Origin of the sequence: Gemmobacter sp. LW-1 (assembly GCF_001303875.1) — a bacterium.
GTDB lineage: Bacteria > Pseudomonadota > Alphaproteobacteria > Rhodobacterales > Rhodobacteraceae > Gemmobacter > Gemmobacter caeni.
Genome location: NZ_LJSC01000034.1, coordinates 194,822 through 206,378, shown reverse-complemented (window position 1 = coordinate 206,378; position 11,557 = coordinate 194,822). Strand labels below are relative to the sequence as shown.

General features: G+C 66.1%; 10 protein-coding genes and 1 pseudogene. 4 read left to right on the top strand and 7 right to left on the bottom strand.

The genetic code is table 11. The annotated features are described in order from the left end of the window. From AO684_RS07955 to AO684_RS07925, 7 genes and pseudogenes are all read right to left on the bottom strand, one after another. Window positions 1–532: pseudogene (locus tag AO684_RS07955) on the bottom strand (nitric oxide reductase D protein); the annotation flags it as partial. Between the two features lie 8 nt (window positions 533–540). Next, window positions 541–1,347 carry a CbbQ/NirQ/NorQ/GpvN family protein gene (locus AO684_RS07950; protein ID WP_152968380.1) on the bottom strand — a complete coding sequence of 269 codons (807 nt, stop codon included), beginning with the start codon at window positions 1,345–1,347 and terminating at the stop codon, window positions 541–543. Window positions 1,348–1,352: 5 nt separating this feature from the next. Next, on the bottom strand, window positions 1,353–2,717 hold the full coding sequence (locus AO684_RS07945) for a cbb3-type cytochrome c oxidase subunit I (protein ID WP_054302198.1): 1,365 nt from the start codon (window positions 2,715–2,717) through the stop codon (window positions 1,353–1,355). Window positions 2,718–2,729: 12 nt separating this feature from the next. Beyond that, window positions 2,730–3,185 (bottom strand): cytochrome c, encoded by a 456-nt coding sequence (locus tag AO684_RS07940; protein WP_054302197.1) that lies wholly within the window; start codon window positions 3,183–3,185, stop codon window positions 2,730–2,732. A gap of 95 nt (window positions 3,186–3,280) precedes the next feature. Then, window positions 3,281–4,192, bottom strand: a complete 912-nt coding sequence (locus AO684_RS07935; protein WP_235451241.1) for an FAD:protein FMN transferase — start codon at window positions 4,190–4,192, stop codon at window positions 3,281–3,283. Further along, window positions 4,147–5,346 (bottom strand): NnrS family protein, encoded by a 1,200-nt coding sequence (locus tag AO684_RS07930; protein ID WP_054302195.1) that lies wholly within the window; start codon window positions 5,344–5,346, stop codon window positions 4,147–4,149. The genes AO684_RS07935 and AO684_RS07930 overlap by 46 nt, the downstream gene beginning before the upstream one ends. Continuing rightward, a complete protein-coding gene (locus AO684_RS07925; protein WP_054302194.1) occupies window positions 5,343–7,325 on the bottom strand; it encodes a NosR/NirI family protein in 1,983 nt (660 codons plus the stop codon). The genes AO684_RS07930 and AO684_RS07925 overlap by 4 nt, the downstream gene beginning before the upstream one ends. 142 nt (window positions 7,326–7,467) lie before the next feature. Here AO684_RS07925 and AO684_RS07920 point away from each other — a divergent pair, with 142 nt between their 5' ends. From AO684_RS07920 to AO684_RS07905, 4 genes are all read left to right on the top strand, one after another. After that, entirely contained in the window at window positions 7,468–9,231 is a 1,764-nt protein-coding gene (locus tag AO684_RS07920) for a nitrite reductase (RefSeq protein ID WP_054302193.1), read from the top strand. A gap of 104 nt (window positions 9,232–9,335) precedes the next feature. Further along, a complete protein-coding gene (cobA, locus tag AO684_RS07915; protein WP_054302192.1) occupies window positions 9,336–10,118 on the top strand; it encodes a uroporphyrinogen-III C-methyltransferase in 783 nt (260 codons plus the stop codon). Continuing rightward, window positions 10,111–10,419, top strand: a complete 309-nt coding sequence (locus tag AO684_RS07910; protein ID WP_054302191.1) for a cytochrome c — start codon at window positions 10,111–10,113, stop codon at window positions 10,417–10,419. The genes cobA and AO684_RS07910 overlap by 8 nt, the downstream gene beginning before the upstream one ends. Continuing rightward, entirely contained in the window at window positions 10,416–11,555 is a 1,140-nt protein-coding gene (locus AO684_RS07905; protein WP_054302190.1) for a cytochrome D1 domain-containing protein, read from the top strand. Before AO684_RS07910 ends, AO684_RS07905 begins: the two co-directional genes overlap by 4 nt. The last annotated feature ends 2 nt before the right edge of the window (window positions 11,556–11,557 follow it).

The following is an 11,557-nucleotide window of genomic DNA, read 5'->3' as shown; positions in this document are numbered from 1 at the left end:
CACCAGAAAGCGTGCAAGACCATAGCCCGCAATGAAGGTGCCTGCGATCAGGCCGGGGCGCATTGGCCAGCGCGGTTTCCGTCATCTGCCGCGCCAGTTCCAGCGCCGCCAGATCGGCCAGCAGCGGGTCAGCCTCGACCTGCGGCGCGCGGTCTTGCAGCGCCACCGCCGCCGCTGCGAGCCACAGGTAAAGCGCTGCATTGGCCTCGGCCGCCGGAAAGATGGCAAGCGACTCGGGCAGGCGCAACGTGGCGCCGTCAAAACTGGCGCGGGGAATTTCGTCGCGCCATGTGCCCAGCCTTCGCAGCAGGCTCAGCCGGTGCGCGCTGGTTTCCACGGCCACCGGCTTGATCTCGACGGCGCCATCCCCGCCGAGACCACGAAACAGGACTGCCAGCCGCCTGCCCACCTGTGACAGCGGGACACGGGCTCCATCGTGGACGGGATCAGCGTCCAGTCGGCTGGCAAAGGCGTGCCACAGTTTCCCGACGGTTTCTTCGGGTTCCCATGGCTCGAACTCGATCCGTGACATGGCCTGCCTCACCCGAATACGGCCGTCACGAGATCGCGGAGCCCGGCCTTCACATCCGGGTCATCGGTCAGCGGTTCAATCATCGCCGCGCGCATCGCGGCCTCGGTCGCCATGCCGCCGGCGATCAGCGAGGCGCAATAGATTACCAGCCGGGTGGAAACCCCTTCCTCCAGATCCTGCCCCTTCATGGCGCGCAGCTTGCCCGCCAGCCGTACCAGCGGCGCCACCCGATCCTCGGGCAGGCCGCTTTCACGGGCGACCACCGGGATTTCGTGTTCCGGTCGCGGGAAGCCAAATTCCAGCGCGACGAACCGCTGCCGGGTCGAGGGTTTCAGCGTCTTGAGGATATTCTGGTAACCGGGGTTGTAGCTGGCGACCAGCAGGAAGTCGGGATGCGCCTCCAGCTCTTCGCCGGTGCGGTCGATCGGCAGGATGCGGCGATCATCGGTCAGCGGGTGCAGAACGACCGTCACGTCCTTGCGCGCCTCCACCACCTCATCGAGATAGCAGATCGCGCCCTCGCGTACCGCGCGGGTCAGCGGCCCGTCCACCCAGACCGTCTCGCCGCCCTTCAGCAGCCAGCGCCCGATCAGGTCCGAGGCAGACAGATCATCATGGCACGCGACCGTATAAAGCGGGCGGCCAAGCTGGTGCGCCATGGCGGCGACAAACCGGGTCTTGCCGCAGCCCGTCGGCCCTTTCAGCAGGACGGGCAGGCGCCGCGCGGCGGCGGCGGCGAAGGTCTCGCATTCCACGCCCTGCGGCTGGTAGAAAGGGGCGTTCGCCGCCCCTTCCGTGATATGGGATCCATCCATCTGCATCACTCCGCCGGTTGGCTTGCGCCGCGTTCGATGATCTCGCGCCGGGGCACGAGCACGGCATAGATGAACAGCACCGCCCCCAGCACCACCGCAATTCCGGAGCCGAAGCGCATGGCATAGAACAGCCAGAGCTGGTCCTGCACATCCATGTAGCCCTCGCCGTTCACACGTTGCAGGTGCGTCTGGATCGTGCCCGCGAAAGTCAGCGTGAAGGTCATGAACACCACGCCGCCCGACATCAGCCAGAAGCTGACCATGTTCAGCACCTGATTATACGGGTCGCGGCCCAGCAGATGCGGCAGCGCATAGGTGATGATCGCCAGATTGAGGCAGACATAGGCACCGTAGAAGGCCAGGTGGCCGTGCGCGGCGGTGATCTGCGTGCCGTGGCTGTAATAATTCACCCCGTGCAGCGTGTGCAGGAAGCCCCAGACCCCGGCCCCGAAGAAGGCGAGCGTGGCGCAGCCAAGGCTCCACAGCAGGGCGGCCTTGTTCGGATGGTCGCGGCGGCCCTTCCAGACCATGACGAAGGCGAAGGACATCATGGCGAAGAACGGCGCCACCTCGAAGCTGGAGAAGATCGAACCGATCCACTGCCAGTAGCCCGGCGTCCCGATCCAGTAATAGTGGTGTCCGGTGCCAAGGATGCCCGAGAACAGCGCCAGTGCCGCAATGACATAAAGCCATTTCTCGACGACCTCGCGGTCCACCCCCGTCAGCTTCAGCATGAGGAAGGCGAGGATCGAGGCCATCACCAGTTCCCAGGTGCCTTCGACCCACAGATGGACGATGTACCACCAGTACATCTTGTCCAGCGCGAGGTTATCGGGGTTCACGAAGGCGAACAGGAACAGCAGCGCCAGCCCCCACAGCCCCAGAAGCAGGATATTGGTGATCGCGGTCTTGCGTCCGGCCAACACGGTCATCGAGATGTTGTAAAGGAAGATCAGCGCCGCGACGACGATGCCCACCTTCACCCAGCGCGGCTGTTCGATGAACTCGCGCCCCTCGTTCCCCAGCAGCCAGTTGCCGTCAAACAGGTTGAACAGATAGGTGACAACCACCCCCGCCGTCCCGATGACGAAGATCGCCAGTTGCAGCCAGGCGAGCTTGGGCGAGTGGATCTCGCGTTCCGCCTCTTCCGGGATCAGGTAATAGGCGGCACCGAAGAAGCCCAGCAGCAGCCAGACGATCAGGCTGTTGGTGTGCAGCATCCGGCCCACGTTGAAGGGCAGGATTTCTGACAGGAAATTGGGCGAGATGTAGATCCAGCCCAGCACCAGCCCCATAGTCACCTGCACGGCGAACAGCGCCATGGCGACGACGAAATAGGCCAGCGCGATCTTTTGCGTTTGGTATTTCATGGCAGTCTCTCCTCAGCCCGCATCATTCGGCGGCCAGTCCTGCGCGCGGATCGTATTGGTCCACAGCAGGAAGTCGGCGATCTGGCGGTATTCCTCGTCGGTCAGCCCGAAGTTGGGCATCTGGCGGCGGCCCTCGATGCCGGTTGGCATGGCATCCATCCAGCCTTTCAGCGCGGTGAATGCGCCTTCGTGATCGCCGGGTTCGATGCCCCAGCGTGTCATCACATTGGCCAGTTCCGGGGCGAAATAGGCGCCTTCGCCCAGAAGGGTGTGGCAATTGATGCAGGCATGCTTTTCCCAAAGCAGTTTGCCCTGCGCCACGCTTTCGGTCAGCGTTGCCTTGTCGGTCGAGGTCTTGGTTATGTAGAAGTGCGAATGGGCCGTCAGACCCACGAAGATGAAAATGAAGAACAGTGACCCGCCGTAAAAGATATTGCGGGCCATGCTCTTGGTCATGACTTCGCGCATGGCGAGGTGTCCTTCCCTGAGCGGTTGCAGTCACCCTTCTGTGAAGAAGGCGCCCGTGTCCGGCCTTAACAAAAGTCAACCCGGCGATGCGACAATCACGCCAGAAGCACGATTTCGGCGCCGGGACATACAGCCAGCGTGCGGGTGATGGAGGCGCGGTCCATCAGGCAGAAGGCGGTCGACAGCGCATCGGCCAGCGCCGCATGCGGAGCAGTGACACTGACGGTCTGCCAGCGCGGCCTGAGCGGTGCGCGGGGTCCGACGATATGCGGCTGCCCCGCCCCGATCAGCGTGCCGCGCGGCGAAGAGGTGGCCATGGCGCCACCGCGCAGCGCAAATTCGCGCAGCGCCTGCCCTTCCGGCCCTGCAATGGTCACGCGCCAGGGGGTGCGGTCGGCGCGTGGGCCGGTGATGGCAATTTCGCCCATGTCGATCAGCGCATGGCCATAACCTTCGGACCGCAACAGCGCCGCAATGTGGTCGGCGGCCCAGCCCTGCGCAATGCCGTTCAGCGTCAGTGCCTGACCGGGGGCCAGCCGGATTTCACGCGCGTCGATCTGCACACGACACAGCCCGATGGCAGCGCGGGCAGCCTGTTGGTCGCCGCCTGTCGCCAGAGCCTGCCACAACGGCTGCACCGTGGGATCGAAGGCGCCGCCGGTCAGATCATGCACCTGCCGCGCCAGCGCCAGCACCTCCAGCAGCGCAGGCGGCGGTCCGGCCAGACGGCCATCCCGGTTCAGCCGGGTCAGCGCGGAGTCGCGGTGCAGGCTGAAGACCTGTTCCATTCGCTCGATTTCGGTCACCAGCCGGTCGAAGGTCAGGCTGGCGCGGGCGGGATCGGCTCCTTCCAGCCGCATCGAGACGGCAGCGCCGAAGGCGCGGCCCTCCCAGACGGCAGCCTGCGCACCGCGCGGCGTGGCCAGAGCGGCGGCGGCGATGCTCAGGAACCGGCGGCGGTTCATCGTGGCGACCCGACCGGCGTCCTCGGCAGACGCGGTTGCCACCAGACCAGCCAGAACTCTGCCAGATACAGGGTGAAGGCCATGACCCACAGCACACCGGAGGCCAGCACCGCCGGTTCATAGACCTGCGGAAAGGCCGAACCGATCCAGCGCAGCCCGGCGGCCAGCGGCAACAGCGCATAGGCCAGCACCACGCCACGCGGCGCGACGAGGGCGCGCCCGCTGTGGCCAAGGCTCGCGCGCGACATGATGGCCAGTGTCATGCCGCCGACACCGCCGATGGCCAGCAGATGCAGCGCCGCGATCTCGGACCCGAAGCCCAGACCTGCCAGCCCCAGCAGCACAAGGCCAAACGCATTCAGCGCATATGACAGATGCATGGTCCAGAGGATCGGCCGTCGCCAGGTCCAGCCCCCCCGCCACAGCGCGACCCGGCTCAGAGCCAACGCCCCGGCCAGAAGCGCCACCGCTCCGGTGAGCGTCTCGGGCAGACCGGCCAGACATGCCACCGGCACCGCGATGGCCGCAGTGACCGAACCCGCCGCCAGTGGGCGCGGGTTGACGGGCAGGCGATCCTCGCGCCCGCTGGCGACCATGGCATTGCGGGTAAAGCCCGGCGTCACCCGCCCGCCCATGACAACGATCATCCCGGCCAACACCAGCAGCCCGCCGCGCAGCCCCTGCCCGGCGGTGCCGGTCAGCCCCATCCAGTCCAGATGCACCAGCAAGTTCGACAGCCAGAACAGTGCCAGCATCGCCACGAACAGCAGTTGCGGACCGCGCGGGCGGCGCAGAAGCTGGCTCAGCAACTGAACAGCAAGCAGCGGCGCGAAGGCCAGATCCGCCACCGCCACCATCGCGGGCGGCAGGTTGCCCGAGGCCCACAGCGCCAGCCGCCCCGCCAGCCAGACCGCCGCCGCCAGCGCGATGAAGCGGTGCGGCGCGCCCTTGCCGCCGGTCCAGTTCGGCACCGCGGTCAGGAAAAACCCGGCCAGCGCCGCGCCGCCATAGCCGAAGATCATCTCATGCGCGTGCCAGTGCTGCGGTGCCATGGCGACCGGCAGATCGGCCAGCCCTCCGGCGGCATGGATCGCCAGCCAGCCGGTCCAGATGACCATGGCCAGCACGGCAAACAGCCCGGCCGACAGGAAAAAGACACGAAACCCTTCGGAAAACAGGCGTTTGATGGCGCTCATGGTGTGGCTCCTTCCGAGGCACGGGCGCGGCGCTTCAGCACCGGGCATTGCGTGCCGTCGTTCATGATGACCTGACAGCGCAGGCACAGGACACATTCATTGGGGTTGATGCGGCCGATGGCGTCGATGGCGCCGACGGTGCATTTCGTCTCGCACATCCGGCATTCGCGGCCGCATTGCGGGCGGCGCTTCAGCCAGTCGAAGACCTTCAGCTTGGCGGGAATCGCCAGCCCGGCGCCAAGGGGGCACAGATAGCGGCAATAGAAGCGTTCGATGAATAGCCCGGCGCCAAGGATCGCCGCGACGAACACGAGGAACGGCCAGGCGCGCATGAAACGCAGGGAAATGGCGGTCTTGAACGGCTCCGCCTCGGCCAGGAGCAGCGCGTCATGCATGGAATAGAAGGACAGCGCGAGGATGGCGACGAACAGCGTGTATTTGATGACCCAGAGCCGTTCGTGCAGCGCCTGCGGCACCGCGATCTGCTTCACACCCAGCCGCTGCGCCAGCGTATTGGTCAGCTCCTGCAAGGCGCCGAAGGGGCAAAGCCAGCCGCAATAGACCCCGCGCCCCCAGAACAGCATCCCCAGCGCGACAAAGGACCACAGGATGAAGATGACCGGCTCGATCAGGAAGGTCTCCCACCGGAAGCCGGTCAGCAGGGAATGGACGAAGGCCACCACCTGCACAACGGAAAGCTGGCCGTTCAGCCCCATGCCAAGAACCAGAAAGGTGGCAGCCAGAAAGCCGATGCGCCCTGCCCGCCAAAGGCCCGGGCGTCGGGTGATCCATTCCTGCGCGAACAGGATCACGGTTAGCACCAGAAGCATCAGCACCACGATTGCCGCCTGCACCCGCTTGGCCTGCCAGATGCTGCGCCAGAGCGGCTCGGGTGTCGGCGCTTGCAGGATGAAAGCGGCTGGAAGCGCCACCGGCAGGCTGGCCGTCAGTGCCACCTCGCCCCCCGTCGCGGTCGGGCGGCTGGCGCGGACCTCCAGCGTGAAGGGGCGGGTCGGGTCGATGGCGGCGGGCAGGGCGAACAGGCTGATCTCCTTCATCGCGGGGGCGTCCTTCAACGTCAGCCGCTTGATCATTCGATAGCCGTCCGCGCCGGGCTGCCAGCGGGTTTCCCCCTGAACCACGGTCAGCCGGTCGAACCGGCCCGAGCGTTTCCAGTCGGTGCCGCGATGCGATTGCAGGCCAGAGGACATGACCAGAAGCGCCGCCTCGCCCGGCCCCAGCGCGCCCAGGGCGCGGGTGAATTCCTGTTGGCCCAGCAGGTTCTGGCCGATGGCGGGCGGGTCGATCACCCCGGCCCAGAGATGCAGGAAATCGCCGGGACCGGGCGGGACCGGCACCCTGGCACCGGCCAGCGCCACCGCCGCCTCGGTCATACCGATACGCGTTTCGCTCACCGCGCCGGTGGTCAAAAGTTGCCGCCAATCCGCCGGGGCGAAACTCAGCCGGTCGATGGCGCCGCCCGCAATGACGCCGCGCCCCACCGCAAGGGTGCGCGCGGTGCGCAAGATGCCGTCGCGGATAACCCCGGTGGAAACCGAGGCGCGGCTGATGATATCCGGCGCTTCTGGCGCTACCGGCGCGGCCAGATCGAGCCCGGCGAAGCCGCTGACATATCGGGCGATGTCGGCATCCGAAATCCCCAGCGTCAGCACGGGTTCGTCATGCCGGATCAACCGCGCACCGAGGATCACCCCCTTGGGTGACAGCGCAACCCGCACATCCAGCGGCCGCCCGGAATAGCCCACCGACCCCGCGATTTCCGATGTGGAGCCAAGATGCGCCACCAGCATGTCGCCCGCATAGACCTCCCATCCCGGCACGCCCTCGTCGATCCGGCGCAGGATGAGCGGGCCGGTCACGCCGGTCAGGGCTGCGGCCTCGTCCGGCGTCGGCGCGTCTTCCGCACGGGCCAGACCCGCGCAGAACAGAACAAGCAGGGCAAGAAGGATCTGTCGCATGGCGGTCCCGTCCGGGGCATCCTCCGGTTCGTCCCGCACCCTGCCTGCGCGGGAACGTCGCGGCCTTAACCAAAGTCAAAGCCTCCGGCCGCCGATCACGGGAATGTGTGCCCAGCCTCACCAGCTGAACGGAGAGATTCCCATGACCCGCCGAGCCACCCGAGCCAGGACGCTTCTGTGGACCAGTGCCGCCCTCGCCCTCGGGCTGATGGTTGCCCCCGCCCAGGCGCAGGACAAGCCAAAGGAGCATGCAGACGGACCTGCCGCCGCCTATGAACCCTCGATGACCACCCTCGGCCAGCTCAAGGTCGAGATCCCGGGCCGCAAGCCCGATGATCCCGTGATGACGCAGGAGGAGTTCCAGAAAGCGACACAGATCTATTTCGAACGTTGCGCAGGCTGCCATGGCGTGCTGCGCAAGGGGGCGACCGGCAAGCCGCTGACCACCGATATCACGCGCGAAAACGGCTACGACTATCTGCACAGCTTCATCACCTACGGCTCGCCCGCCGGGATGCCGAACTGGGGCACCTCGGGCGAACTCAGCGAGGCGGATGTTGACCTGATGGCCCGTTACCTTCTGCTGGAACCGCCCGCCCCGCCGGAATGGGGCATGCCGGAGATGAAGGCGAGCTGGCAGGTGCTGGTGAAGCCCGAGGACCGGCCAAAGCAGAAGGAAAACGATATCGACATCGAGAACCTGATGTCGGTCACGCTGCGCGATGCGGGCCAGATCGCGCTGATCGACGGCGGCACCTACGATATCCGCGCGGTGATCGACACCGGCTATGCCGTGCATATCAGCCGCATCTCGGCCTCGGGGCGGTATCTGTTCGTGATCGGCCGCGACGGTCTGGTCAACATGATCGACCTCTGGATGAAGGAACCGGCCTCGGTTGCACAGATCAAGATCGGCATCGAGGCGCGGTCGGTCGAGACCTCAAAATTCGAGGGCTGGGAAGACAAGCTGGCCATCGCCGGCGCCTACTGGCCGCCGCAATATGTGATCATGGATGGCGAAACACTGGAGCCGCTGAAGATCGTCTCTACCCGCGGCAATATCTATGACGAGCAGGTCTATCACCCCGAACCCCGCGTCGCATCGATTCTGGCCAGCCATTACAAGCCGGAATTCATCGTGAATGTGAAAGAGACGGGCAAGATCCTGTTCGTCGATTACACCGACCTCAAGAACCTCAAGACGGTGGAGATCGAGGCAGAACGCTTCCTGCACGATGGCGGGTTTGACAGCACGCATCGCTATTTCCTCGTGGCGGCCAACCAGCGCGGCAAGATCGCGGTGGTGGACACCAAGGAAGACAAGCTGACCGCGCTGATCGAAACCGGCGGCCAGACCCCGCACCCGGGGCGCGGCGCGAACTTCACCCACCCGGTCTATGGGCCGGTCTGGGCGACCTCGCACCTGGGCGATGAAAGCGTGGCGCTGATCGGCACCGACCCGGAGGGCCATCCCGATCAGGCCTGGAAGATCGTCGACACCTTCTTCGCACTTGGCGGCGGCTCGCTGTTCATCAAGACCCATCCGAACAGCACGCATCTTTATGTCGATGCGCCGCTGAACCCGGATGCCGAAGTGTCAGCCAATGTGGCGGTGTTCGACATCCCCGCCATGGGGGGCGATCCGGCGGTGGACCCGGAGTTCAGGACCCTGCCGATCGGCGAATGGGCCGGCATCGCAGATGGACAGCCGCGTGTGGTGCAGCCGGAGTTCAACAAGGAAGGCACCGAGGTCTGGTTCAGCGTCTGGAACGCGAAGGACAAGGAAAGCGCGATTGTCGTCGTCGATGACAAGACGCTGGAGCTGAAGACGGTGATCAAGGACCCGCGTCTGATCACGCCGACGGGCAAGTTCAACGTGCTGAACACGCAGAAGGACATTTACTGATCCTTTCGCGTGTTCACGCCCCGCGGCTCCCCAGGCCGCGGGGCACCCGGAGGGGCGCATCAGCGCCCTTCTGTTCCTGTCACAGCCAGTCGGGACCGACAGCCATGAAAGACCTTGCCTCCTCACAGCCCGGCGGAATCGTGCATCTTGTCGGCGCCGGTCCGGGAGACCCGGAGCTTCTGACGCTGCGCGCGCTGCGCCTGATCCGCGAGGCCGACGTGGTGGTGCATGACCGTCTGGTCAGCCCCGAGATCATGGCACTGGTGCCGCCCGGCACGCGGCGCATCGACGTGGGCAAGCTGCCAAAACATCATCGCCTGCCGCAGGAAGGTATCAATGCCCTGCTGGTCGATCTGGCTGCGCGGGGGCTTTGCGTGATGCGGCTGAAAGGGGGCGACCCGCTGATTTTCGGGCGCGGCAGCGAGGAGGCGGCGGCGATCCGCGCTGCCGGACAGCGCTGCACCCTTGTGCCCGGCATCACCTCGGCGCAAGGGGCGGCTGCCACGACCGGCGTACCACTGACGCACCGGGGGCTTGCCACCGGCGTGCGCTATGTCACCGGCCACCGCGCGAAGGATGCCACGCTGGATCTGGACTGGGCCTCGCTCGCCAGTCCAGAGACCACGCTGGTGGTCTATATGGGCGCCGCGACCGTGGCCGAGATTTCAGCGCGACTGGTGGCACAGGGACTGCCTGCCGATCTGCCGGTGCTGGCCATTGCCGCAGCGACCACGCCGCGTGAACGGCGGGTGCTGTCCACCCTTGCCGACATCGCAACCGCCGTCGCGGATGCCGAGCCGGGCGTGCCGCTGCTGTTCATCATCGGCCGCGTCGTCTCGCTCTACGCGCCGCTGCCCGGTGCCGCACTTCAGGTGGCCCATGCCTAGGCTCGTCCTGCTCCTTCTGGTCCTGCCCGGCATGGCGATGGCAGAGATCACGCCGGAACAGACCATGCGGCTGGAGCACATGGTCACGCAGGATTGCGGATCATGCCACGGGCTGACGCTGAAAGGCGGGCTTGGCCGCGCGCTGACGACCGAGGCGCTGGCCGGGGCCGATCCTGCCACACTGACCGCCATCATCCTCGACGGTGTGCCCGGCACCGCCATGCCGCCCTGGCGCCCGCTGCTGACCGAGGAAGAGGCGCGCTGGATCGCCGACTATCTGACCACGAAGGACCAAAGATGAAACGCGCGCTTGCCCTTGCCCTGCTGACCCTTCTGCCGCTGCCCGCGCTGGCGCAGGCGACTGGCGACCTTGGCCTTGTGGTCGAACGCGCCAGCGGCAGCCTGCTGCTGGTGGATCGGTCCGACCGCGCGGCGTTGACGCGGATCGAGGGCTTGGGCGATCTCTCGCATGCCTCGCTGACCTACAGCCCCGACGAACGCTTCGCCTATGTTTTCGGCCGCGACGGCGGGTTGACCAAGGTCGATCTGATCGACCGCAAGGTGGTGGCGCGCACCATGCAGGCCGGAAACTCCATCGGCGGCGCCATTTCCGACGACGGCAGGCTGGTCGCGGTGTCGAATTACGAACCCGGCGGGGTGAAGGTGTTTGACGCCGAAACCTTGGCGCCTGTGGCCGACATCCCGTCCGCCGGCAAGACCATTGGTCTGGTCGACCTGCCCGGCCGCCGCTTCGCCTGGGCGGTCTGGGACACCGGCGAGGTGTTCATGGGCGATTTCTCGGGTGCCGCGCTGGTGGTGACCTCGCTGGGCATCGCCGGGGTCAACCCGTTCGACGCGGTGCTGACGGCAGATGCGCATACCTATCTGGTGGGCCTCTTCGGTGAAAAGGGCGTCATGTCCTATGACCTGTGGTCGCCGGAAACCCCGCCGCAGAAGTTCCTGACCGATTACGGCAAGACCGGTGCGGACATGCCGGTCTACAAGATGCCGCATCTGCAAGGCTGGGCCTTCACGGAAGGCCAGTTCGCCCTGCCCGCCGTTGGGCGGCACGAGGTTTTGTGGGTGGACAGCGAAACCCATGCCGACCGGGGCGCGACCCCGGTGCATGGCCAGCCGGTGTTCATCATCGCGCAACCGGCCTCGCCCTATGTCTGGGTGAACTTCGCAACACCCCTGAACGACACCGTGCAGGTGATCGACAGCCGCGACCACAAGGTCGTCGCCACGCTGACCCCCGGCAAAGCGGTGCTGCATATGGAATTCGCCCCGCGCGGCGCCGAGGTCTGGATCAGCGCGCGGGATGACGACAAGGTGCTGATCTACGACACCCATACCCGTGAAAAACTGGCCGAGATCGCGGCCAAGGCACCCTCGGGCATCTTCTTCACTGCGCGTGCGCATCGGCCGGGGTTGTAACC